The 22,283-nt window shown below is 66.0% G+C and carries 22 protein-coding genes and 2 pseudogenes; 10 read left to right on the forward strand and 14 right to left on the reverse strand.

Annotated elements, in window-relative coordinates; all coding sequences use genetic code 11:
* Window positions 1–9: 9 nt before the first annotated feature.
* Window positions 10–1,242: a sodium-dependent bicarbonate transport family permease gene (locus I2456_RS17855; protein WP_085073337.1), complete on the forward strand. Its 1,233-nt coding sequence runs from the start codon at window positions 10–12 to the stop codon at window positions 1,240–1,242.
* Window positions 1,243–1,252: 10 nt separating this feature from the next.
* Here the strand turns inward: I2456_RS17855 and hemW are convergent, their stop codons facing one another.
* On the reverse strand, window positions 1,253–2,425 hold the full coding sequence (hemW, locus tag I2456_RS17860; protein ID WP_085073338.1) for a radical SAM family heme chaperone HemW: 1,173 nt from the start codon (window positions 2,423–2,425) through the stop codon (window positions 1,253–1,255).
* Window positions 2,426–2,608: 183 nt separating this feature from the next.
* Here hemW and I2456_RS29205 point away from each other — a divergent pair, with 183 nt between their 5' ends.
* On the forward strand, window positions 2,609–2,701 hold the full coding sequence (locus I2456_RS29205; RefSeq protein ID WP_372516535.1) for an Ms4527A family Cys-rich leader peptide: 93 nt from the start codon (window positions 2,609–2,611) through the stop codon (window positions 2,699–2,701).
* On the opposite strand, the gene I2456_RS17865 is transcribed toward I2456_RS29205, so the two are convergent.
* Complete coding sequence (locus I2456_RS17865; RefSeq protein ID WP_156746368.1) at window positions 2,667–2,816, reverse strand: hypothetical protein; 150 nt, start codon at window positions 2,814–2,816, stop codon at window positions 2,667–2,669. The genes I2456_RS29205 and I2456_RS17865 overlap by 35 nt on opposite strands.
* Between I2456_RS17865 and I2456_RS17870 the strand changes: the two genes are divergently transcribed.
* The 4 genes from I2456_RS17870 to I2456_RS17885 are packed head-to-tail and all read left to right on the forward strand — an operon-like array spanning window position 2,815 to window position 6,237.
* Window positions 2,815–4,485, forward strand: coding sequence for a nitrite/sulfite reductase (locus tag I2456_RS17870; RefSeq protein WP_085073339.1), 1,671 nt, complete (start codon window positions 2,815–2,817; stop codon window positions 4,483–4,485). The genes I2456_RS17865 and I2456_RS17870 overlap by 2 nt on opposite strands.
* A complete protein-coding gene (locus I2456_RS17875) occupies window positions 4,482–5,210 on the forward strand; it encodes a phosphoadenylyl-sulfate reductase (RefSeq protein WP_068029422.1) in 729 nt (242 codons plus the stop codon). The genes I2456_RS17870 and I2456_RS17875 overlap by 4 nt, the downstream gene beginning before the upstream one ends.
* The gene (locus tag I2456_RS17880) at window positions 5,207–5,938 is read left to right on the forward strand and encodes a sirohydrochlorin chelatase (RefSeq protein ID WP_085073340.1); all 732 of its coding nucleotides are present in this window, start codon (window positions 5,207–5,209) and stop codon (window positions 5,936–5,938) included. Before I2456_RS17875 ends, I2456_RS17880 begins: the two co-directional genes overlap by 4 nt.
* A 47-nt stretch (window positions 5,939–5,985) precedes the next feature.
* Window positions 5,986–6,237 carry a DUF6480 family protein gene (locus I2456_RS17885; protein ID WP_068161399.1) on the forward strand — a complete coding sequence of 84 codons (252 nt, stop codon included), beginning with the start codon at window positions 5,986–5,988 and terminating at the stop codon, window positions 6,235–6,237.
* Here the strand turns inward: I2456_RS17885 and I2456_RS17890 are convergent, their stop codons facing one another.
* The 5 genes from I2456_RS17890 to I2456_RS17910 all read right to left on the reverse strand — a co-directional run bounded on the left by I2456_RS17890 (window position 6,238) and on the right by I2456_RS17910 (window position 10,641).
* A complete protein-coding gene (locus tag I2456_RS17890) occupies window positions 6,238–7,317 on the reverse strand; it encodes a sulfate/molybdate ABC transporter ATP-binding protein (RefSeq protein WP_085073341.1) in 1,080 nt (359 codons plus the stop codon). It abuts the gene before it with no gap.
* A 16-nt stretch (window positions 7,318–7,333) separates the two neighbouring features.
* Window positions 7,334–8,152 carry a sulfate ABC transporter permease subunit CysW gene (gene cysW, locus I2456_RS17895; protein ID WP_068033493.1) on the reverse strand — a complete coding sequence of 273 codons (819 nt, stop codon included), beginning with the start codon at window positions 8,150–8,152 and terminating at the stop codon, window positions 7,334–7,336.
* Window positions 8,149–9,042, reverse strand: a complete 894-nt coding sequence (gene cysT, locus I2456_RS17900) for a sulfate ABC transporter permease subunit CysT (RefSeq protein WP_085073342.1) — start codon at window positions 9,040–9,042, stop codon at window positions 8,149–8,151. The genes cysW and cysT overlap by 4 nt, the downstream gene beginning before the upstream one ends.
* Complete coding sequence (locus I2456_RS17905) at window positions 9,039–10,076, reverse strand: sulfate ABC transporter substrate-binding protein (protein ID WP_085073343.1); 1,038 nt, start codon at window positions 10,074–10,076, stop codon at window positions 9,039–9,041. Before I2456_RS17905 ends, cysT begins: the two co-directional genes overlap by 4 nt.
* 361 nt (window positions 10,077–10,437) lie before the next feature.
* Window positions 10,438–10,641, reverse strand: coding sequence for a hypothetical protein (locus I2456_RS17910; protein ID WP_116645769.1), 204 nt, complete (start codon window positions 10,639–10,641; stop codon window positions 10,438–10,440).
* Between the two features lie 179 nt (window positions 10,642–10,820).
* Between I2456_RS17910 and I2456_RS17915 the strand changes: the two genes are divergently transcribed.
* Complete coding sequence (locus tag I2456_RS17915) at window positions 10,821–12,791, forward strand: glycoside hydrolase family 15 protein (protein ID WP_371869975.1); 1,971 nt, start codon at window positions 10,821–10,823, stop codon at window positions 12,789–12,791.
* 5 nt (window positions 12,792–12,796) lie between these two features.
* Here I2456_RS17915 and I2456_RS17920 read toward each other — a convergent pair whose 3' ends face one another.
* Together I2456_RS17920 and lepA are read right to left on the reverse strand one after the other, a co-directional pair.
* Window positions 12,797–13,561 (reverse strand): sensor domain-containing protein, encoded by a 765-nt coding sequence (locus I2456_RS17920; RefSeq protein WP_085073344.1) that lies wholly within the window; start codon window positions 13,559–13,561, stop codon window positions 12,797–12,799.
* A 2-nt stretch (window positions 13,562–13,563) separates the two neighbouring features.
* Window positions 13,564–15,571, reverse strand: a pseudogene (lepA, locus tag I2456_RS17925) (translation elongation factor 4).
* Between lepA and I2456_RS17930 the strand changes: the two are divergent.
* On the forward strand, window positions 15,550–16,152 hold the full coding sequence (locus tag I2456_RS17930) for a type II toxin-antitoxin system PemK/MazF family toxin (RefSeq protein ID WP_085073397.1): 603 nt from the start codon (window positions 15,550–15,552) through the stop codon (window positions 16,150–16,152). The pseudogene lepA and the gene I2456_RS17930 overlap by 22 nt on opposite strands.
* A 133-nt stretch (window positions 16,153–16,285) precedes the next feature.
* Here I2456_RS17930 and I2456_RS17935 read toward each other — a convergent pair whose 3' ends face one another.
* Complete coding sequence (locus tag I2456_RS17935) at window positions 16,286–16,714, reverse strand: CBS domain-containing protein (RefSeq protein ID WP_068033499.1); 429 nt, start codon at window positions 16,712–16,714, stop codon at window positions 16,286–16,288.
* A gap of 123 nt (window positions 16,715–16,837) precedes the next feature.
* Between I2456_RS17935 and I2456_RS17940 the strand changes: the two are divergent.
* A pseudogene (locus tag I2456_RS17940) lies at window positions 16,838–17,680 on the forward strand (ribonuclease Z).
* Here the strand turns inward: I2456_RS17940 and I2456_RS17945 are convergent.
* On the reverse strand, window positions 17,648–18,292 hold the full coding sequence (locus tag I2456_RS17945; RefSeq protein ID WP_241007752.1) for a hypothetical protein: 645 nt from the start codon (window positions 18,290–18,292) through the stop codon (window positions 17,648–17,650). The pseudogene I2456_RS17940 and the gene I2456_RS17945 overlap by 33 nt on opposite strands.
* 112 nt (window positions 18,293–18,404) lie before the next feature.
* Here I2456_RS17945 and I2456_RS17950 point away from each other — a divergent pair, with 112 nt between their 5' ends.
* Complete coding sequence (locus I2456_RS17950; RefSeq protein WP_068033501.1) at window positions 18,405–18,749, forward strand: PE family protein; 345 nt, start codon at window positions 18,405–18,407, stop codon at window positions 18,747–18,749.
* Window positions 18,750–18,773: 24 nt separating this feature from the next.
* Here the strand turns inward: I2456_RS17950 and I2456_RS17955 are convergent, their stop codons facing one another.
* From I2456_RS17955 to I2456_RS17965, 3 genes are read right to left on the reverse strand one after another with little or no spacing between them, the layout of a single operon-like run.
* Window positions 18,774–19,613, reverse strand: coding sequence for a transglutaminase family protein (locus I2456_RS17955; protein ID WP_085073347.1), 840 nt, complete (start codon window positions 19,611–19,613; stop codon window positions 18,774–18,776).
* Window positions 19,613–20,590: an alpha-E domain-containing protein gene (locus tag I2456_RS17960; protein WP_068033503.1), complete on the reverse strand. Its 978-nt coding sequence runs from the start codon at window positions 20,588–20,590 to the stop codon at window positions 19,613–19,615. The genes I2456_RS17955 and I2456_RS17960 overlap by 1 nt, the downstream gene beginning before the upstream one ends.
* Window positions 20,590–22,242 carry a circularly permuted type 2 ATP-grasp protein gene (locus I2456_RS17965; RefSeq protein ID WP_068161420.1) on the reverse strand — a complete coding sequence of 551 codons (1,653 nt, stop codon included), beginning with the start codon at window positions 22,240–22,242 and terminating at the stop codon, window positions 20,590–20,592. Before I2456_RS17965 ends, I2456_RS17960 begins: the two co-directional genes overlap by 1 nt.
* Between the last annotated feature and the right edge of the window lie 41 nt (window positions 22,243–22,283).

The following is a 22,283-nucleotide window of genomic DNA, read 5'->3' on the forward strand; positions in this document are numbered from 1 at the left end:
GGAGGTGCCATGCTGCATGAGTTCTGGGAGAACTTCACCCACAACTTGTTCAAGCCTCTTCTGTTGTTCTTCTACTTCGGCTTCCTCATCCCGATCCTGAAGGTCCGCTTCGAGTTCCCCTACGTGATCTACCAGGGACTCACCATGTATCTGTTGCTGGCCATCGGCTGGCACGGCGGCGAAGAGCTCTCGAGGATCAAACCCTCGTCGATCGGCACCATCGTCGGCTTCATGATCGCGGGCTTCGTGCTGAATTTCGTCATCGGGGCGATCGCCTACTTCCTGCTGCGATACCTCAGCGCCATGCGCCGGGTCGACCGGGCGACGGTCGCAGGCTATTACGGATCAGATTCGGCGGGCACCTTCGCCACCTGCGTGGCCGTGCTGACCAGTATCGGCATAGCTTTCGACGCCTACATGCCGGTCATGTTGGCCGTCATGGAGATCCCGGGCTGTCTGGTCGCGTTGTATCTGGTCGCGCGCCTGCGCCACCGCGGCATGGACGAAGCCGGATACATGCCCGACGAGCCCGGCTACACCGCGCCCCCCAAGGTGAGCATCGGACCCGGGACGGCCGCCCGCCCCGCTAACGGCCGCAGCCTGGAATCGGAGAACGAGCGCGCGATCGAGCAAGAAATGGAGTTCTCGCTGGAAAAACGAGAGCATCCGGACGCCGCGGACCTGCCGAACCCCGGCAAGAAGCCGTCGCTGTTCTCGCGTGAGTTGTTCCAAGAGGTTTTCCTCAACCCGGGACTCTGCCTGCTCATCGGCGGCATCATCATCGGTCTGATCAGCGGATTGCAGGGCGAGAAGGTGGTGCACGACGACGACACCTTCTTCGTCACCGCCTTCCAGGGCGTGCTTGCGCTGTTCTTGCTCGAGATGGGCATGACCGCCTCCCGGAAGTTGAAAGATCTCCGGACGGCCGGTCGGGGGTTCATCTTCTTCGGCCTGTTGGCGCCCAACCTGTTCGCCGCCCTGGGAATCTTCGTCGCCCACAGCTACGCCCATCTCACCGACAGCACCTTCAAGCCAGGCACCTACGTGCTGTTTGCGGTGTTGTGCGGGGCGGCGTCCTACATCGCCGTTCCCGCCGTGCAGCGACTGGCGATACCCGAGGCCAGCCCGACCTTGCCCTTGGCGGCGTCGCTGGGCCTGACGTTCTCCTACAACGTCACGGTCGGTATCCCGCTGTATATCGAGCTGGCCCGCATGATGGGCCAATGGTTCCACACCGCTTGAACGGTCCTCGCTATCCCAGCAGCGTGCGCACGACGCCGTCGGCCAACAGCCGGCCGCGGTCGGTGAGCACCAGCCTGTCGCCCTCGGACGTCAGCAACCCGTCGGCCACCGCGCCTTCGGCGCGCTGGCGTTCCGCGGCGTTGAGCCGCTGCAGCGGCAACCCTTGGCGCAAGCGGATTCCGAGCAGAACTTCTTCGGTGTGCAGCGCGTCGGCATCCAGCCGTTCGTAACCGGCCACCGGCAGCGCGGCAGCAGTGAGCATCTCGGCATACGTGTTGGGGTGCTTGACATTCCACCATCGGGTGGTGCCGACATGCCCATGGGCACCCGGTCCCGCACCCCACCACTGGCCACCGTCCCAGTAGCCGAGGTTGTGCCGGCACTGCCCGCCCGGGCGGGACCAGTTGGACACCTCGTACCAGTCGAATCCCGCCTGAGTTAGCAGCGCGTCGGCCAATTCGTAGCGTTGCGCCAGCACGTCGTCGTCGGGGGCGGCCAATTCACCACGTCTGACGCGCCGCGCCAACGCGGTGCCCTCCTCGACCACCAGCGCGTAGGCGGACACATGATCGACACCGGATTCGACCGCGGCCGCCACCGAGCGCAGCAAGTCGTCGTCGGACTCCCCCGGGGTGCCGTAGATCAGGTCCAGGCTGACGTGTTCAAACCCTTCGGCCAGCGCCTCGCCCGCCGCGGTCACCGCCCGGCCCGGCGAATGCACCCGGTCCAGGGTCGCCAATACCCGCGGCGCCGACGACTGCATACCGAGCGACACCCGGGTGTATCCGGCCGCCCGAATCGCGGCAAAGAATTCCGGCCACGTCGATTCCGGATTCGCCTCGGTGGTGATCTCGGCGTCGGGCGCCAGCGGAAAGTGGTCACGCACCATGTCGAGCAGGGTGGCCAGCCGCGCCCCGCCCAGCAGCGACGGTGTTCCGCCGCCGACGAAGACCGTATTCACCGTGGGGCCGTGCAGGCGAGCGGCCGCCAGTTCCAGTTCGGTGCGCAGCGCCGACAGCCATGCGTCCGGGTTGACCCCGCCCAGTTCGGCCGGGGTGTAGGTGTTGAAGTCGCAGTAACCGCAGCGGGTGACGCAAAACGGGACATGCAGGTACAACCCGAACGGCGCTCCGGCGGTCGGCAGCACGGCCGGCAGCTCTACCGGTGCCTCACGAACAGTCATGCCAAATCATCCCACGAACACATGGTTGCGGGCGTGCGCACGGAGTTCGCCGGCCTGGTGATTCCCAGCCGATTCCCGGCTTTGCTTACCGGTGCAGCCAGAATTGCCGCCTAGTTTTGCTCACCGTGAGACGAAATCAGACCTGGTCGCGTGGTGGGTCGCTATTCATGGCAGAATGGCAGCGTGACCGCTGTTAGCCCGAACCTGCGCACCGCGCTCGTGGTACGGCGGCATATCGACCTCAAGCGCGTTTGCAGCTGTTGCTGTCTGCCTTGATGTCGTAGACCCAGCCCACCTGTACTTCCGGCTGCCGGATCTGCGCCGCCGGAAGAGAACCGGTGTTGCGCGCGTTCCAGAGGCTGGCAAGGTTCGCGAAGGAGATCACCCGCATGACCACAGCACGTCCCGCCAAGGCGCCCCGCAACGAGGGCCAGTGGGCGCTGGGTAATCGCGAACCGCTCAACCCGAACGAAGAGATGAAGCAGGCCGGCGCGCCGCTGGACGTGCGGGAACGCATCGAGAACGTCTACGCCAAGGGTGGCTTCGACAGCATCGAGAAAAGCGACCTGCGCGGCCGTTTCCGCTGGTGGGGCCTGTACACGCAGCGCGAGCAAGGTTACGACGGCTCGTTCACCGGCGACGAGAACATGGACATGCTCGAAGCCCGGTACTTCATGATGCGGGTGCGCTGCGACGGCGGCGCCCTGTCGGTCGCGGCGCTGCGCACGCTGGGCCAGATCTCGACCGAGTTTGCCCGCGACACCGCCGACATCTCCGACCGGGAAAACCTGCAGTACCACTGGATCGAGGTGGAGAACGTTCCCGAGATCTGGCGGCGGCTCGACGAGGTCGGCCTGCAAACCGCGGAGGCGTGCGGCGACTGCCCGCGGGTGATCTTGGGCTCACCGCTGGCCGGTGAATCGCTCGACGAGGTTCTGGACCCCACCTGGGCCATCGACGAGATCGTCCGCCGCTACATCGGCAAGCCCGACTTCGCCGACCTGCCGCGCAAGTACAAGACCGCGATCTCGGGTCTGCAGGACGTCGTGCACGAGGTCAACGACATCGCGTTCATCGGAGTCAACCATCCCGAGCACGGACCGGGCCTTGACCTGTGGGTGGGCGGTGGCCTGTCCACCAACCCGATGCTGGGCCAGCGGGTCGGTGCCTGGGTGCCGCTCGCGGAGGTGCCCGAGGTGTGGGCCGCGGTGACCTCGATCTTCCGCGACTACGGTTACCGGCGGCTGCGGGCCAAAGCGCGGCTGAAGTTCTTGGTCAAGGACTGGGGCATCGAGAAGTTCCGGGAAGTTCTCGAACAGGAGTACCTCAAGCGCCCGCTCATCGACGGTCCGGCCCCCGAGCCCCTGGCGCACCCGCTGGATCACGTTGGCGTGCAGCGACTCAAGAACGGCCGCAACGCTGTGGGCGCCTCACCGATCGCTGGTCGGGTTTCGGGCACCATCCTCACCGCGGTGGCCGACCTGGCTGAGCGGGCCGGATCGGACCGGATCCGGTTCACCCCTTACCAGAAGCTGGTCATCCTCGACGTCCCCGACGACAAGCTCGACGACGTGCTGGCCGGTCTCGACGAGTTGGGATTGCAGTCGCGTCCGTCGCAATGGCGACGAAACCTGATGGCGTGCACCGGAATCGAGTACTGCAAGTTGTCCTTCGCCGAAACCCGGGTGCGCGCGCAGTCTTTGGCGCCCGAGCTGGAGCGCCGACTGGAAGACATCAACTCCCGCCTGGACGTGCCGATCACCATCAATATCAACGGATGTCCGAATTCGTGTGCCCGAATTCAGATCGCCGACATCGGTTTCAAGGGCCAGATGGTCGACGACGGCAACGGCGGTTCCGTCGAGGGTTTCCAGGTGCATTTGGGCGGCAGCCTCGGGCTCGACAGCGGTTTTGGACGAAAGTTGCGCCAGCACAAGGTCACCAGTGACGAGCTCGGTGACTATATCGAACGGGTGGTGCGCAACTTCGTCAAACACCGCAACGACGGTGAACGATTCGCGCAGTGGGCCATGCGAGCCGAAGAGGACGACTTGCGATGAGGATGCCTGAACCGCAATTACGCGAGCTGGCGCAACGCGGCGCCGCCGAACTGGCCGGTGCCAGCGCCGCCGAGCTGCTGCAGTGGACCGAAGAGACGTTCGGCGGGGTGAACGGGCCGCGCGGCTGGGCGACATGCAATTACATCGTGGCCTCCAACATGCAGGATGCCGTGCTGGTGGATATGGCCGCCAAGGTGCGCCCGGGCGTGCCGGTCCTGTTCCTGGACACCGGATACCACTTCGTGGAAACCATCGGTACCCGTGACGCGGTCGAATCCGTCTACGACATCCGGGTGCTGAATGTCCGTCCGGAACAGTCCGTGGCCGAGCAGGATGACGTGCTCGGGAAGGACCTGTTCGCCCGGGATCCCGGGGAATGCTGCCGCCTGCGCAAGGTGGTCCCGTTGGGCAAGTCGCTGCGCGGCTACTCCGCCTGGGTGACCGGGTTGCGCCGGGTCGAGGCGCCTACGCGCGCCAACGCGCCGCTGGTCAGCTTTGACGAGGCGTTCAAACTGGTGAAGATCAACCCGCTGGCCGCTTGGACTGACCAGGACATGCAGGACTACATCGACAAGCATGATGTGTTGGTCAATCCCCTTGTGCACGAAGGTTATCCGTCGATCGGATGTGCCCCCTGCACGGCCAAGCCCATCGAGGGTGCTGACCCCCGCAGCGGACGCTGGCAGGGGTTGGCCAAGACCGAATGTGGGCTGCACGCGTCGTGACGACCCTCCTGCTGACCGCGCACGGAAGTGCGGATCCCCGGTCGGCGGCCAACGCACGCGCCGTCGCCCGACGATTGACGCGCCTGCGTCCCGACCTCGACGTGCGGCTGGCCTTCTGTGAACTGAACGCGCCGAGTCCTGTCGACGTGCTCTGCTCGTTGCCGACCGGGCGCGAAGCTGTCATCGCGCCGCTGCTGCTCGCCAACGCGTATCACGCCCGCCTCGACATCCCCCGGCAGGTGGCCGAGTGCGGTGTGACGGAACGAGGACTCGTCGTCCGCCAGGCCGACGTGCTCGGTGAAGACGACCGGCTGGTGTCGGTGCTGCGTCAGCGAGTGTGCGAGCTCGGCATCTCGCGCCTCGACGACTCGCTGGGCGTGCTCGTGGTGGCAATCGGCTCGTCGAACCTTGCGGCGAACGCCCGCACCGCCGCCGCGGTCGCGCCGAAGTTGTTGGCGGGCACGCGTTGGGCGGCCGCGACCACCGCGTTCGCCACCCGCGCCGAACCGTCCTTCGCCGAAAGCGTTGCGCAGTTGCGGCGCCGAGGTGCGCGTCGGGTGGTCGTCGCACCGTGGTTCCTGGCGCCGGGACGGTTGCCCGACCGAGTGCAGCGGTTGGCCGACGACGCCGGCATCACCGTGGCCGCGCCGCTAGGGGCTCACCCGTTGGTCGCCGAGACAGTGCTCGATCGCTTCGACCGAGCCCTGGCGCAGCCGATGGCGGCCTGACGGGCCCAAGCCGTGTGACCGGCAGACGACCGGGTACCCGTGGGCCCATGACTGCACAGCCGCCGACCGCCCAGCCGCCGGATCCTGACCCCTCGCGAACGCCCGGTCTGGACGCTGGTGGCGGCGTCCAGCCCGGCGACACTCCACCGGACTCTGGTCAGACGTCCGGGGTCGCCAACCCTCATCCCCCCGCTCGGCGGCGGATCAGTCCGCTGATGATCGTGAGCCTGATCGGCCTGGCGCTGTTCGTGGCACTGTTCGTCGCCGTCGCAGTCGGACTTCTCGCTCACATCCCGTGATCAGGCGGAGGTGAGCGTGCTCGGATCCTTGTCGTCGACACCGTCGTCGCCGGCGTTCTTGGACTCCTTGGGCAACGCCGGGACGCGGGTGGCGCGGACGTAGACGGTGTCGCCTTCACGCAGGGCCAGCGCTTCGGCGTCGCCGCGGGTGATCTGCGCGGAGAACGGGGTGTCGGTGGCCGCGTTGGTCAACTCCACACGCACCTCGAAGCCCAGAGTGACCACGCGGTCGACGGTAGCCCGGACCACGCCGATGGACTCGGCAGTGCCGTCACCGCCGGCGATGGCCATGTCGGGCCGGCGGCCCACCCGAATGTCATGCGGGCGCACCAACGCCCCGTTGAGCGCCGAGACCGCCCCCAAAAACGACATGACGAACGCGTTCGCCGGGGCGTCATACACCTGCGTGGGCGTCCCCACCTGCTCGATGCGGCCCTTATTGAGCACCGCGATGCGATCGGCCACATCCAACGCCTCAGCCTGATCATGGGTGACCAACACCGTGGTCACATGCACCTCGTCATGCAACCGACGCAACCACGCCCGCAAATCCTCACGCACCTTGGCATCCAACGCACCAAAGGGCTCATCGAGCAACAACACCTGCGGATCCACCGCCAACGCCCGCGCCAACGCCATCCGCTGGCGCTGACCACCAGAAAGCTGATTGGGGTAGCGAGTGTGAAAACCGCTGAGCCCCACCACCTCCAACAAATGGTCAACCTTGTCCTTGATCTCAGCTTTGGGCCGCTTGCGGATCTTCAACCCATAAGCCACGTTGTCGCGCACCGTCAAATGCTTGAACGCCGCATAATGCTGAAACACAAACCCGATCCCACGCCGCTGCGGCGGCACCCGCGTCACATCCCGGCCATTGATCGTCACCGTCCCACTATCGGGCTGATCAAGACCGGCGATCGTGCGCAACAACGTCGACTTACCCGACCCACTGGGCCCCAACAACGCCGTCAACGACCCACTGGGCACCACAAAATCCACATGATCCAACGCCACGAAATCGCCATACTGCTTATACGCATCACGCACCGTGATCGCATAGTCATTTGGGCTGGCAGTCATTCCCCTAGCCTCCTTGTCACGCGTGCTTGCTAGCTCGCGCCCGGCGAGCGTCGAGAACCACTTGGACGATCAAAACCACCACCGCGACCACCATCAGCAGGGTTGACAGCGCGTACGCGCCGTATTCGGCCCCGCGGTTATAGCGGTCCGACACCAAGAGCGTCAGCGTTTGCGACTCCCCCGGCAAGTTCGACGACACGATGATCACCGCACCGTATTCCCCCAGGGTGCGCGCCACGGTCAGCACGATGCCGTAGGTCAACCCCCACCGGATGGACGGCAGGGTGACCCGCCAAAAGGTCTGCCACCAACCAGAACCCAGCGTTGCGGCCGCCTGCTCCTGATCGGTGCCGATTTCGTGCAGCACCGGTTCGACCTCGCGGACCACGAACGGCAGGGTGACAAAGATGCTGGCCAGCACGATGCCGGGCAAGCCGAAGATGATCTTCAGACCCAGATCGCGTTCCACAAACCCCAGCGCCCCGGCCGCGCCCCAGAGCAAGACGAGCGCGACACCCACGACCACCGGCGACACCGCGAACGGCAGGTCGATGACCGCTTGCAATACTCCCTTGCCGCGGAACCGGTTACGCGCCAACACCATTGCGGTCGGGATACCGAAGATCACGTTGAGCGGCACCACGATGGCGACCACCAGGAGGGACAAGTTCAGCGCCGATATCGCCGCCGGAGTGCTGACCCAGGCATAGAACTGACCGAAACCAGGGGAGAACGTGCGCCACAAGATGACCAACACCGGAATGACGAGCAGCACACCGATGTAGCCCAATGCGGTGAACCGCAACAGATAGCGGACCCCGGTCGACGACTTCACCGCTCCATCTCCTCGCGCTTGGCCGCCCGCGCGCCGATGAGCCGCAAGATCAGCAGCAGGACAAACGAAATCGACAGCAGCACAACGGATATTGCAGCGGCACCGGTACGGTCGTCGTTTTCGATCAGCGTGCGGATCCACTGCGAAGAAACCTCGGTCTTGCCCGGCACCGCGCCACCGATCAACACCACCGACCCGAACTCGCCGATCGCCCGCGAAAAAGCCAGTCCCGCACCGGACAACAACGCGGGCGTCAGCGACGGCAACACCACCGAGGTGAAGATCTTGGGGCCGTTCGCCCCGAGCGACGCCGCCGCCTCCTCGGTTTCGCGATCGATCTCCAGCAGCACCGGCTGCACCGCGCGCACCACGAACGGCAGCGTGACGAACGCCAGCGCCACCCCCACACCCCATTCGGTGTGCTGCAGGTGCAGACCGACCGGGCTGCTGGCCCCGTACAGCGCCAGCATCACCAGGCTGGCCACGATGGTCGGCAACGCGAACGGCAGGTCGATGATGGCGTCGACGAGTCGTTTGCCGATGAAGTCGTCGCGCACCAGCACCCAGGCGATGAGCAGACCGAAGACCGTGTTGAGCACGGTGACACCGACGGAGATCGTCAGAGTCACCCGCAACGATTCCAGCGCCGCGTGCGAGGTGACAGCCAACCGGAAAGCGTTCCAGCCCCCGCCGATCGACTGCCACGCGATGGCTGCCAGCGGCAACAGCACGATGACCGACAGCCATACAATCGCAACGCCCACCCGAAGTGAAGTGGTGTTGGTCCGACCGGCGAACCGGATGCCGCGGCCAGTCTCGGTCCCGGGTTGCTCACCCTTTGCCTTGACCGCTTCAGGGCCGACGCTGGTGCCCGACAATGACCCGGTCATCCGGTGGCCTGCGTGTAGATCTTGGTGATGCTGCCGGCGCTCTTGTCGAAGAGTTGCGGGTCGACGGTGGCCCAGCCGCCGAGGTCGGCGATGGTCCACAGTTTCAGCGGCACCGGGAACTGGTCCCGGAACTCCCCCGCGACGGCGGGATCGACCGGACGGAATCCGGCCTGGGCCCACAACTTCTGCGCCGGGGCGGTGTACTGGAAGTTCTTGAACGTGACGGCGGCGGCAAGGTGAGGGCTGGTGTTCACCACCGCCAGGGGGTTCTCGATCTTGAAGGTCTGCGGCGGGGTGATGTGCTGCACCGGCTTGCCGGCCCGCTCTGCGGCGATCGCCTCGTTTTCGTAGCTGATCAGCACGTCGCCACTACCCTGGACGAAGACATCGGTGGCCTCTCGTCCTGATCCCGGCCGCAGCTTCACGTGTTCACGCACCAATCGGTTGACGAAATCTATGCCGGCTTGACCGTTGTGGCCGCCTTCGCTCTTGACGGCGTACGGGGCGAGTAGATTCCATTTGGCCGAACCGGAACTCAGCGGGCTGGGCGTGACCACCTCGACCCCCGGCCGCAGCAGGTCGTCCCAGTCCTTGATGTTCTTCGGGTTACCCTTGCGGACCACCAAAGTCACCACCGATCCGAACGGAATGCCTTTGGTGACGTTGGTATCCCAGTCCTTCGAGATCTTGCCTGACTTGACCAGCCGAGTGATGTCGGGTTCGACGGAGAAATTGACCAGGTCGGCCGGCTTTCCCTCGGCGACCCCACGGGACTGGTCACCGGAGGCTCCGAAGGAGGTGATGACTTGCACGCCTTTGCCCTCTTCGGACCCGTTGAACGCCGGGATCACCTTGCTCCAGCCCGGCTCGGCAACCGAGTACGCGACCAGCGTGATCGTGGTGTGGGCACCGGCCAGTCCGCCGCCACCCACGACATCACTGGGCCCGCCGCGACACCCCGCCACAACACCGACGGTCAGCGCGAGCGCGACGGCGAAGCGCCACCGCAACGTGCGTCGGGTGTCGTTAACCATTGATGGCCTTTCGGTGCGGGGTGACGGATTGTCCCCGGTGCTGCGGAAGGCGATGGATCACAAAAGCCGAAAGCTCACCAAGTCCACACCAGACGGGGGATGAGGTTCAGCGACAACAGTGCACGTCGAGCGCGGCGCAGCACACCGTCGCGTGAATACCGTGGGCGAGCGCGATGGCATTGCGCTCGGCAGCAACGGTTCCTGCGTGCATGGCGCGAAGCCTAACAGAATCCATCCGGCTGTCATCTCGAGCGCGCGCCGGCCCGCTCGAGCGCGCAAGCTCAGTGCGCCAGCAACCACGCGGCGATGACCAACGCCACCAGCGCGACCAGGATCAGCGTGACGTGCGAGCGGGGCATCGCTAGCCGGCCCTCTCATCGGAGTTGCGAGCGCGGCGCATCAGCGCGATCCCCTTACCGAGCAGCGCGTCCAGCGCAGTCGCAGCGGCAAAAGCCAAGCCCAGCACCACCGGCATCACCGCGAGCGCCTGCAATACGAACGGGAGCCCGGACAGCCACAGCTCTACGCTGTCCCACCAATTCAAGAACCCGTTCACCGGGCTCACCCTATGCCGCGGGGCAATCGAAACCAATCCGCGCAGTTATGCCAGTTGGCATGCAGGTAACACCTCGGTAGCTGTGGTGGACGGCGGGCAGGTAAACAGATGATGATGTCGGGATGGTCCTGCATGCTGCGCCCGACGACCCGCCCAGCGAGTCTCTTGAGACAACAGAAGATCAGGCGTTGGAGGCCGCACCACCGACCCACGTCGATTTGACGCATCCGGCGCCCATCCCGGCCACACAGTCGTCGCGCAACCCGTTCCCGCCGATCGCCGACTACGCGTTCCTGTCGGACTGGGAGACGACCTGCCTGATCTCGCCGGCCGGGTCGGTGGAATGGATGTGCGTGCCCCGGCCGGACTCCCCCAGCGTGTTCGGCGCGATCCTGGACCGCAGCGCGGGCCATTTCCGGTTAGGCCCGTACGGCGTCTCGGTGCCGTCGGCCCGGCGCTACCTGCCGGGCAGCCTGATCATGGAAACCACCTGGCAAACCCACACCGGTTGGCTGATCGTGCGCGACGCGCTGGTGATGGGCCCCTGGCACGACATCGACCGGCGCTCACGAACCCACCGGCGCACCCCGATGGACTGGGACGCCGAGCACATCCTGCTGCGCACGGTGCGGTGTGTCAGCGGCACCGTCGAATTGATGATGAGCTGCGAACCGGCGTTCGACTACCACCGGGTGGGCGCTACCTGGGAGTACTCGGCGCACGCCTACGGCGAGGCCATCGCCCGCGCCAGCAGAGACCCGGACGCGCACCCGACCCTGCGGCTGACCACCAACCTGCGGATCGGCCTGGAAGGACGCGAAGCCCGGGCCCGCACCCGGATGAAGGAGGGCGACGACGTGTTTGTCGCCCTGAGCTGGACCAAGCACCCGGCGCCACAAACCTACGAAGAAGCCGCGCACAAGATGTGGCAGACCACCGAGTGCTGGCGGCAGTGGATCAACATCGGCAACTTCCCCGACCACCCCTGGCGGGCCTACCTGCAGCGCAGCGCGCTCACCCTCAAAGGATTGACCTACTCCCCGACCGGGGCGCTGCTGGCGGCCAGCACCACGTCGCTACCCGAAACGCCACAGGGCGAACGCAACTGGGACTACCGCTACGCCTGGGTGCGGGATTCGACGTTCGCGCTGTGGGGCCTGTACACCCTGGGCCTGAACCGCGAAGCCGACGATTTCTTCGCGTTCATCGCCGACGTGTCGGGCGCCAACAGCGATGAGCGCCATCCACTGCAGGTGATGTACGGGGTCGGCGGTGAGCGCAGCCTGATCGAGGAGGACCTGCATCACCTATCCGGCTACGACCACGCCCGTCCGGTGCGGATCGGCAACGGCGCGTACAACCAGATGCAGCACGACATCTGGGGCTCGATCCTGGACTCGTTCTACCTGCACGCCAGATCCCGCGAACAGATCCCCGAGACGTTGTGGCCGGTGCTGAAGAAGCAGGTCGAAGAGGCGATCAAGCATTGGCGTGAGCCCGACCGCGGCATCTGGGAGGTGCGCGGGGAACCGCAGCACTTCACGTCGTCGAAGGTGATGTGCTGGGTGGCTTTGGACCGCGGGGCCAAGCTGGCCGAGCGGCAGGGCGAGAAGAGCTACGCCCAGCAATGGCGCGACATCGCCGAGGAGATCAAGGACGACATCCTCAAGCACGGGGTGGACTCGCGGGGGGTGTTCACCCAGCGCTACGGCGACGATGCGTTGGATGCTTCGCTGCTGCTGGTGGTGCTGACGCGGTTCCTGCCGCCCGACGACCCGCGGGTGCGCAACACCGTGCTGGCCATCGCCGACGAACTCACCGAGGACGGCCTGGTGCTGCGCTACCGGGTCGAGGAGACCGACGACGGCTTGTCCGGCGAAGAAGGCACCTTCACGATCTGTTCCTTCTGGTTGGTGTCAGCGCTGGTCGAGATCGGCGAGGTGCGGCGGGCCAAGCGGTTGTGCGAGCGACTGTTGTCCTTCGCCAGCCCGTTGCACCTCTACGCCGAGGAGATCGAGCCACGCACCGGGCGGCACCTGGGCAACTTCCCGCAGGCGTTCACCCACCTGGCGCTGATCAACGCGGTGGTGCACGTGATTCGGGCCGAAGAGGAAGCCGACGGTTCCGGATCTTTCCAGCCCGCCAATCTGCCCGTATAGGACCCTCAGCTCAGCGCGCTGATCTTGTCCATCATGACGTGGGCAAGGTCCACTGCGCTGGTATGCGGATCCCCAGACCCCTGACTCGACGGGTCTTGGGTGCTGAAGAACGAGATCTCTACCTCCACAAGGCAGTTGTTGCGGACGCCGATGGCCCGCGCTTCAGGCCGCTTGCCCGTTGGCGACCCGGACAACTGAACGAAAACCGTTGCCGCAAGTACAGAATTGTCGACGCGCACGTCGGTGACCTCGTCGGTGAAACTCAGGGTGCCACCGTCGATGGTGACGGTGGTGCCGTTGCAGCCGTTCCACTGCTCGGTGAACTTCGCAAAGACGGTGTCTGCGTCCTCGGCGGTGGGCAACGCGACGATGGCTTCGGCGACGCTGATCACCTTCGCCGAAGGTCCTGTGTTCCACCAGGATTCGCGCGCGACGTTCTTGACGTCGCCGGACGAGTAGGCACTTTTGACGGTCATGGTCGAGACGCCGGCACATTCCAGCGGTGAGGCCGCGCCGATTCCGTTTTGCAGCTTCTCCGGTCCGCCGAAGCGCGGCGGTAGCTTGGCGTCACCCTTGAAGGGTTGGTTCAACAGCTTCGTCAGCGCGTCGGAATCCAGCAGCACCGGCTTGATCGCCTCCCCGAGGAGCGGATGCGGCTTGAGGCCCTGCGCCGGACGCGCGGCGCCGCCGATGGCGACGGTGCAGCCGCAGAGCGTCACGACGAGCAGCAGCACCAGCACGGCAAGCCGGCGAGTTCGGGCCAAACCCATTGCTATTTCTTGCCTTTGTCTCCCGCAGCATCGGTGGACAACGCCGCGACAAAGGCCTCCTGCGGCACGTCGACCCGACCGATGGTCTTCATCCGCTTCTTGCCTTCCTTCTGCTTTTCCAGAAGTTTGCGCTTGCGGGTGATGTCACCGCCGTAGCACTTGGACAGCACATCTTTGCGGATAGCCCGGATGTTCTCGCGGGCAATGATTTTCGATCCGATAGCGGCCTGTACCGGAACTTCGAACTGTTGACGCGGGATGAGTTCTTTGAGCTTCGTGGTCATTTTGTTGCCGTAGGCCGAGGCGCCGTCTTTGTGGACGATGGCACTGAACGCGTCAACGGCCTCACCCTGCAACAGGATGTCCACCTTGACCAGTTGCGCTGCCTGCTCGCCGGCTTCCTCGTAGTCCAGGCTGGCGTAACCGCGGGTGCGCGACTTCAGCGAGTCGAAGAAGTCAAAGATGATCTCCCCCAACGGCATTGTGTAGCGCAGCTCCACCCGCTCGGGTGACAGGTAGTCCATGCCGCCCAGCTCGCCGCGGCGCGACTGGCACAGTTCCATGATGGTGCCGATGAATTCGCTCGGCGCGATGATCGTGGTCTTCACCACGGGCTCGTACACGGTGAGGACCTTGCCTTCCGGCCAGTCCGACGGGTTGGTGACGACGATTTCGGTGTCGTCCTCTTTGACCACCCGGTAGACGACGTTCGGGGAGGTCGATATCAGATCCAAACCGAACTCGCGCTCTAACCGTTCGCGGGTGATCTCCATGTGCAGCAGACCCAGAAAGCCGCACCGGAACCCGAATCCCAGCGCCACCGAGGTCTCGGGCTCGTAGGTCAGGGCCGCGTCGTTGAGCTGCAACTTGTCCAGCGCGTCGCGCAGCACCGGGTAATCGGACCCGTCCACCGGATACAAGCCGGAATAGACCATGGGCTTGGGTTCGCGGTATCCGGTGAGCGCCTCGGCGGCGCCATGGCGGGCCGTTGTGACGGTGTCACCCACTTTGGATTGGCGGACGTCTTTCACACCGGTGATCAGGTAGCCCACCTCGCCGACGCCCAACCCCTCACTGGCCTTGGGTTCGGGCGAGACGATGCCGACCTCGAGCAGTTCGTGGGTGGCCCCGGTGGACATCATCGCAATCCGTTCACGTGGGCTGATCTTGCCGTCGACCACGCGGATGTAGGTGACCACGCCGCGGTAGATGTCGTACACGGAGTCGAAGATCATGGCGCGCAGCGGCGCGTCGGCCTGGCCTTGCGGGGGCGGCACCTGTCGGACCACTTCGTCGAGCAGCGCAGCCACGCCCTCGCCGGTCTTGCCGGACACGCGCAGCACGTCGTCGGGCTCGCAGCCGATGATGTGGGCGATCTCACCCGCGTAGCGGTCCGGGTCGGCGGCGGGCAAATCGATCTTGTTGAGCACCGGGATGATGTGCAGGTCGCGGTCCAGCGCGAGGTACAAATTGGCCAGCGTCTGCGCCTCGATGCCTTGGGCGGCATCCACCAGCAGCACCGCGCCCTCGCAGGCCTCGAGCGCGCGCGACACCTCATAGGTGAAGTCGACGTGCCCGGGGGTGTCGATGAGGTGCAACACGTGATCTTCGTCTCGACCATCAACCGAGACCCGCCACGGCAGCCGGACGTTCTGGGCCTTGATGGTGATGCCGCGTTCGCGCTCGATGTCCATTCGGTCCAGGTATTGAGCCCGCATCGAGCGCTCGTCAACTACCCCGGTGAGCTGCAGCATCCGGTCGGCCAGCGTCGACTTGCCGTGGTCGATGTGAGCGATGATGCAGAAATTCCGAATCTTTGCCGGCGGGGTGAAAGTTTTGTCGGCGAAACTGCTGATGGGAATCTCCTGGTTGACGGATCTCGGCCTGGTAACCGGCGCTTGGTGCGTATGTCCAGCGTATCCGCGCGGAGCAGTCGGGACACAATTGTGCGTCCCGGTGCGTCCGCGGCGCGCGTCTATGCTGCCAACATGGCGTCCAGCCGGAAGTCACAGTGGAAGACGGTGCAGCGTTTCGCGGAGAACCTGGTGTTCAACGAGGCTCCGAAGCTGGTCCGTCACGTCCAGAACACCCACACCGTCCTGCGTGAACTGCAACATGCCGTCAAGGTCACGGTGAACGTCATGGCCATGGCCGTGCCGCCCCCGCCGGCCGAGCTCACCGCCGGCCGTCCGGTGACCAAGACCAGCTTCCCGACAGCGCAGCGGGCCCGAAAGGTGGTCTACGCTCCCGACCTCGACGGCCGCGCCGACCCAGGGGAGATCGTGTGGACCTGGGTGGTTTACGAGGACGATCCCACTCGCGGCAAGGACCGCCCGGTGCTGGTGGTGGGGCGAGAGCGCAACGTCCTGCTGGGCCTGATGCTGTCCAGCCAGCAAGACCACGCCGCCGACCGCAACTGGGTCGAAATAGGTTCCGGTGATTGGGATTACGAGGGCCGGACCAGCTGGGTACGGCTGGATCGGGTGCTCGACGTGCCGGAGGAGAGCATCCGGCGCGAGGGCGCCGTCCTGGCGCGGGAGACGTTCAACGTGGTGGCCGCGCGACTGCGCGCCGAGTACTCCTGGCGCTAGTCAGCCGCTCGCTCGGGCGGGTATCAGCGGCGTCGAGTGTGCGCGCATGGCGGCCAGTCGGCCCATTTGCCGCCCTCACGTCCCACCCGACGCCACAAGAGCACGGTCGACGCCGGCCGAACCCCGGGGCGGCTCAGCCCTGGGTGATGTAGGACTGCAGCTGCTGTTGTTCGGCCTCGAGTTCACCCATCCGGGTCTTCACCACGTCGCCGATGCTGACGATGCCGATCAGTTTGTTCTCGTCGAGGACCGGCACGTGGCGCACCCGGTTCTCGGTCATCAACACGCTGATGGCGTCCACGGTGTCGTTTTTCGTGCAGGTGGCGACGTCACTGGTCATGATCTTCGAGACCGGACGCGATAGCACGCTGGCGCCGTGTGTATGCAGCTCCCGCACCACATCTCGTTCGGAGACGATGCCTACCACACCTTCGGCGCCGACCACCACCATGGCGCCGATGTTCTGTTCGGCCAAGCCGGCAAGCAGTTCCCGGACGGTCGCATCCGGGTTGATCGTCACCACCGCCGCACCCTTGTTCCGCAAGACGTCCGCGATCCGCATCAAACCCTCCCGCCCGGGTGGTGACCTAGTTCACACCAGGCTACGGCTATCTCTCGTGGCGCGGAAGCCACCAAACACCACGATCGGCCACTGAGCACCGCTGCGGCTTGCGAAGATAAGCCCATGATCGAGGTCACGTTGCTGGGAACCGGAAGCCCGATCCCCGACGCCAACCGCGCCGGACCGGCGACGCTGGTCCGGGCCGGCGGATAGGTGTTCTTGGTCGACTGCGGACGCGGCGTGCTGCAACGCGCCACCGCCGCCGGCGTGGGTGCGGCGGGACTGTCGGCCCTGCTGCTCACCCACTTACACAGCGATCACATCGCCGAACTCGGCGATCTGCTCATCACCCGCTGGGTGACCGACTTCGCGCCTGACCCCACACCCCTGCCCATCATCGGGCCACCCGGCACCACTGAGGTGGTACAGGCCATGCTCAAGGCTTTCGGGCACGACATCAGCTATCGCATCGCCCACCACGCCGACCTGACCGCCCCACCGCCGATCGACGTGCACGAGTACACCGAGGGACAGGCCTGGGACCGCGACGGCGTGACGATCCGGGTGGCCCCCACCGATCACCGGCCGGTGGCGCCGACCATCGGATTCCGCGTCGAAGCAGCCGGCGCGGCGGTGGTGCTGGCCGGCGACACGGTGCCGTGCGCCACCCTCGACCAATTGGCAGCCGGCGCGGATGCGTTGGTGCACACCGCGATTCGCAAAGACATCCTGAGCCGAGTACCGCAGCAGCGCATCAAAGACGTGTGCGATTACCACTCGTCGGTGCAGGAAGCCGCCGCAACCGCGCAGCGAGCCGGGGTCAGCACGTTGATCCTGACCCATTACGTGCCGCCGCTGGCGCCCGGACAAGAGGAGCAGTGGCGGGCGTTGGCCGCCACCGAGTTCAGTGGCCAGATCGCACTCGGCGACGACTTACTCCGAGTGCAAGTGCGCCCGCGGCAGTAAGGCGCCGGCCACCAGGAGCCAGACCAGTGCCGACGCCCGCGCCACCGGCAGCAGCGGCCCCAGCGGCGGCCATACCAGGACCAGGGCGGTCAGCTCGGCACCCAGGGCAACAGCCAGCCCCGCCCAGGCCACCGGGGCGGGCAACAGCGCCCGGGCCCGTCCGGGCAGGGCGATGGCGGCGACCAGCAGACCCAGCGCGACCAGGTGACCCGGACCGCCGATGAGAAACGCCAGGTAATAGATCGCTCGAATTAGCGCCGCGTCGGTGGTGACGTCGCGCCGCGACAGCGTCCAACCCAGCAGGCCGGTCAGACCCAACGCGCCCGCCGCCAGGGCCCCGCCGACCAGGGCGACCGTCGTCAGCGGCACGCAGACACCGAGCTGGCGCAATCGGGCCGCAGCCGCTGCGGCGAAGACCGCAAGCGGCACCGACGACACGAACACCGAGGTCGCGATGGTCTGCACCGCGACCGGTTCGGCGCGCACATAGCCCACCACCGCAGCCGCCGGGCCGTACGGCAGCGGCAGCATGCCGCCCATTGCGACGCCGACGGCCAGCCCGTCGAACAGCAGGCCGAGGCAGATTGTGATTGAGGCAAGTGTCCACGCCAATCCGTCGGTAGAATGTCGGTTAAACCTGGGACGGGGCGCCCGTATCGCCATACCATCTGATGATCGGGCTCACAATCGGGCAAAGCCAGGTTGTCTTGATGAGAGGTGCCGGATGTCCTACGTAGTGTCGGGGCCGGAGGCAATGCTGGCGAAGGCTGCCGACCTGGCTGGCATCGGCAACTCAATCGCTGAGGTGAACTCCAACATCGCCGCCGACACCACCGAGGTGCCCCCGGCGGCTGCCGACCAGGTTTCGGCGCTGGTGGCCTCCCTGTTCGGAACGCACGCGCAGGAATACCAGGCCATCGGCAGCCAGATGGCGGCCGTGCACGACCAGATCGTGCAGAACCTGATCAGCGGCGCGGGTGCGTACGCCACCTCCGAAGCCGCCAACGCCGCGCAGATCGCCTCCGGGGCGGTCAATGCGCCCGTCCAGTCCTTGCTCGGCCACCAGTAGCCGGCGACCGGCCGCCGAAAGCTCCTATGCGAGCCGGGTGATCTCCACGTCCACGTCGAGGTCGGTAGCCCCTTGCCCGGAGTAGATGCCTTTGAGCGGGGACACGTCCGCGTAGTCGCGGCCGGCCCCCACGCTGACGTACTGCTCGGTGATGTCGGTGTCATTGGTGGGGTCGTAGTACCACCAGCCTCCCGTCCACGCCTGGATCCAGGCGTGGCTGCGCCCTTCAACCGTCTTGCCGACGGCCGCGTCACCGACGGGGTGCAGGTATCCGGAGACGTATCGAGCGGGAATTCCCATGCTGCGCAACAGCATCAGGTTCAAGTGCGCAAAGTCCTGGCAGACACCTTGGCCCTGTTCCAGGGCGTCCAGTCCCGACCAGTTGACTCCGGTGGTGCCCGGTAGGTAGTCCAGTTCGCCGCGGACCCACTGCGCCGCGGCGATGACGGCTTCGCTGGGATCGTGTGCCTTCATGATCCGCTTGCCCACGGCCGCGACCCGTTTACTGGCCGGGGTGTAGGAAGTGGGGCGCAACACCTCGTCGAACCGGTCGATGACCGCGGGCGATTCCAGCTCAGCCCAGCTCGCTTTGGCCGCCGGGGGTTCCGGACGCTCGGTCTCGACCACCGAGGACGACGTGACGGTCAGCTCCAGATGCGGAGCGTGCAGGTCGAACGCTGTGACCGCGGTGCCCCAGTAGTCGACGTAGCGGTAGGAGCGGGTGGCCGGAACGGTCTCGACGCGGTTGAGGATGACGTTTTGTCGAGTGTTCGAGCGCGGGGTCAGGCGGGCTTCGTTGTAGGAGGCGGTCACCGGGGACTGGTAGGCGTACCCGGTTGTATGAACCACCCGCATCCGCCACATCAGGACTCCCCCGGCTTGGTGACCGACAGGCCGCGCTGGCCCACATCTGACCACGCGACCCACGGCGCGACGTGAAAATACTGCACCGCCAGCGCATCTCCGACGGCGTGGCAGGTTTGCTGCAGGCCGGCCAGCCGGGTCTCCAGCGATTCCAGCAAGACGCCGGGTTGCACGAACTCCAGTTCACTGCGCGCCTGCCCGAGCAATCGCTGCGCTTCGGTGGTGGCCCCGATCCGGCTCTGCGGATTGTGCATCAGCTCGTCGAGGTTGTGTTCGGCCAGCTTCAGCGAGTAGTAGACCGAACGCGGGAAGAGCCGGTCGAGCATCATGAACTCCACCACCCGCGCCGCATCCAGCACGCCGCGGTAGGTGCGCAGGTAAGTGTCGTGCGCGCCGGCCGAGCGCAGCAGGGTCACCCACGCCGGTGAGGACGCGCTGTCCCCCACCCGCGACAGCAGCAGCCGCACGGTCATGTCGACCCGCTCGATCGCGCGACCGAGCACCATGAACCGGTACCCGTCGTCGCGGGACAGGGTGGAATCGGCCAGACCGGCGAACATCGCCGCTCGGCCCTCGATGAACGACAGGAATTCGTGCGGGCCCAAGCGCTTGGCGGCCCGTTCCCGTTCGGGCAGCGCGTGGTAGGTGGTGTTGATGCATTCCCAGGTCTCGCTGGAGGTCACTTCACGCGCGGATCTGGCGTTCTCCCGAGCCGCCGAGATCGCGTCGACGATCGAACAACCGCCCTGGGTGTTGGGGTTGAAGGCGACCAGGTCGGTCAACGACCACACGTCGAGCTCGTGGTCGGGCGGTTGAATGCCCAACACCTGCAACAGCAGCCGGGATGCGTGGTCGGGATCGACGCTGGAATCCTCGAGCAGTTGGTGTACGGCGACGTCCAGGATGCGGGCGGTGTCGTCGGCGCGCTCGACGTAGCGGCCGATCCAGAACAGCGCTTCGGCGTTGCGAGCGAGCATCAGCGCATCGCCTGCTGCTGTCGCTGCTTGGGCTGTTCGCCATGCTGCGCGGAGGTCTGGTCCGGCCGGGCGCCGTCAGGGTGGCCGTCGGTCACCGGCAGCGAGCGCACCACCTCCGCGGCACCCAGTTCCCGGGCGCTGGTCGACGTCCGCGGCGCCAACACCCAGGTGTCCTTGGAGCCGCCGCCCTGGCTGGAGTTGACCACCCGGGAACCGTCGACCAGGGCCACCCGGGTCAGCCCGCCGGGCAGCACCCACACGTCGTTGCCGTCGTTGACCGCGAAGGGCCGCAGATCGACGTAGCGCGGCGCCAGTTTGTCCTCGATGCGGGTGGGCACCGTGGACAGTTCCATCATGGGCTGCGCGATCCAGCTGCGCGGGTCGTCGCGGATCTTCTTGCTGACGGTGGCCAGCTCCTTGTCGGAGGCGTCGGGCCCGAACACGATGCCGTAGCCGCCGGAACCCTCGACCGGCTTGATGACCAGCTCGCGGATGCGGTCGAGGACCTCCTCGCGCTCGTCGTCGAGCCAGCACCGCAGTGTCTCCACGTTGGCCAGCAGCGGCTTCTCGCGCAGGTAGTACTCGATCATGGTCGGCACGTAGGTGTAGACGAGTTTGTCGTCGCCGACGCCGTTGCCGATCGCGCTGGAGATGACGACATTGCCGGCGCGGGCGGCGTTGACCAGTCCGGCGACCCCGAGCACCGAGTCGGCGCGAAATTGCAGCGGGTCCAGGAAGGCGTCGTCGATGCGCCGGTAAATGACGTCGACCTGCCGCTCCCCGTCGGTGGTGCGCATGTAGACCTGGTTGTCGCGGCAGAACAGGTCGCGGCCCTCGACCAGCTCGACGCCCATCTGACGGGCCAGCAGCGAGTGCTCGAAGTAGGCGGAGTTGTAGACGCCGGGGGTCAACACCACCACCGTGGGGTCGGCCTCGTTGGTGGCGGCCGAATTGCGCAGGGCCTGCAGCAGGTGTGAGGAGTAATCGTCCACCGCACGCACCCGGTGGGTGGCGAACAGGTTAGGGAAGACACGGGCCATCGTGCGCCGGTTCTCCATGACATAGGACACCCCCGACGGCGAGCGCAGGTTGTCCTCGAGCACCCGGAAATCACCGCGGTCATCCCGGATCAGGTCGATGCCCGCGACGTGGATTCGCACCCCGTTAGGCGGGACGATGCCCACGGCTTGACGGTGGAAGTGTTCGCAGGAGGTGATCAGCCGGCGCGGGATGACGCCGTCGCGCAGGATCTCCTGGTCGCCGTAGATGTCGTCGAGGTACATCTCGAGCGCCTTGACGCGCTGAGTGATCCCGCGCTCCAGCCGGGTCCATTCGGCGGCGGAGATGACTCGCGGCACCAGGTCCAGCGGAAACGGTCGCTCCTGGCCGGACAGGGAGAAGGTGATGCCCTGATCGATGAACGCGCGGCCCAGGGCCTCGGCCCGGGCCTTCAGTTCGGAGACGTCCGATGGCGCCAGCTCGGCGTAGATGCCCTTGTAGGGTCCGCGAACGTTGCCGTGGGCATCAAACATCTCGTCGAAAGCCTTGGAATACACCTCTGACGTGTCGTAACCGTCGAAGATGCGTTCAAAGCGGGCCGGTGTCCGCCGCTTCGCCTCCGCGAGCTGGTTTGCGCGAGTCACCTCTGCCATGCTGCCTCAGTCGCCGAATTCACCTGGCCAGTGGTTCCTCT

Origin of the sequence: Mycobacterium kubicae, assembly GCF_015689175.1 — a bacterium.
Taxonomy (GTDB): Bacteria; Actinomycetota; Actinomycetes; order Mycobacteriales; family Mycobacteriaceae; genus Mycobacterium; species Mycobacterium kubicae.

What these genes read in the sequence shown, in the direction of transcription:
- I2456_RS17855 (WP_085073337.1), top strand. Translation starts at nt 10, where the DNA reads ATGCTGCATGAGTTCTGGGAGAACTTCACCCACAACTTGTTCAAGCCT.
- hemW (WP_085073338.1), bottom strand. Translation starts at nt 2,425, where the DNA reads ATGACTGTTCGTGAGGCACCGGTAGAGCTGCCGGCCGTGCTGCCGACC.
- I2456_RS17870 (WP_085073339.1), top strand. Translation starts at nt 2,815, where the DNA reads ATGACCACAGCACGTCCCGCCAAGGCGCCCCGCAACGAGGGCCAGTGG.
- I2456_RS17865 (WP_156746368.1), bottom strand. Translation starts at nt 2,816, where the DNA reads ATGCGGGTGATCTCCTTCGCGAACCTTGCCAGCCTCTGGAACGCGCGC.
- I2456_RS17875 (WP_068029422.1), top strand. Translation starts at nt 4,482, where the DNA reads ATGAGGATGCCTGAACCGCAATTACGCGAGCTGGCGCAACGCGGCGCC.
- I2456_RS17885 (WP_068161399.1), top strand. Translation starts at nt 5,986, where the DNA reads ATGACTGCACAGCCGCCGACCGCCCAGCCGCCGGATCCTGACCCCTCG.
- I2456_RS17890 (WP_085073341.1), bottom strand. Translation starts at nt 7,317, where the DNA reads ATGACTGCCAGCCCAAATGACTATGCGATCACGGTGCGTGATGCGTAT.
- cysT (WP_085073342.1), bottom strand. Translation starts at nt 9,042, where the DNA reads ATGACCGGGTCATTGTCGGGCACCAGCGTCGGCCCTGAAGCGGTCAAG.
- I2456_RS17905 (WP_085073343.1), bottom strand. Translation starts at nt 10,076, where the DNA reads ATGGTTAACGACACCCGACGCACGTTGCGGTGGCGCTTCGCCGTCGCG.
- I2456_RS17920 (WP_085073344.1), bottom strand. Translation starts at nt 13,561, where the DNA reads ATGGGTTTGGCCCGAACTCGCCGGCTTGCCGTGCTGGTGCTGCTGCTC.
- I2456_RS17930 (WP_085073397.1), top strand. Translation starts at nt 15,550, where the DNA reads ATGGCGTCCAGCCGGAAGTCACAGTGGAAGACGGTGCAGCGTTTCGCG.
- I2456_RS17935 (WP_068033499.1), bottom strand. Translation starts at nt 16,714, where the DNA reads ATGCGGATCGCGGACGTCTTGCGGAACAAGGGTGCGGCGGTGGTGACG.
- I2456_RS17950 (WP_068033501.1), top strand. Translation starts at nt 18,405, where the DNA reads ATGTCCTACGTAGTGTCGGGGCCGGAGGCAATGCTGGCGAAGGCTGCC.
- I2456_RS17955 (WP_085073347.1), bottom strand. Translation starts at nt 19,613, where the DNA reads ATGTGGCGGATGCGGGTGGTTCATACAACCGGGTACGCCTACCAGTCC.
- I2456_RS17960 (WP_068033503.1), bottom strand. Translation starts at nt 20,590, where the DNA reads ATGCTCGCTCGCAACGCCGAAGCGCTGTTCTGGATCGGCCGCTACGTC.
- I2456_RS17965 (WP_068161420.1), bottom strand. Translation starts at nt 22,242, where the DNA reads ATGGCAGAGGTGACTCGCGCAAACCAGCTCGCGGAGGCGAAGCGGCGG.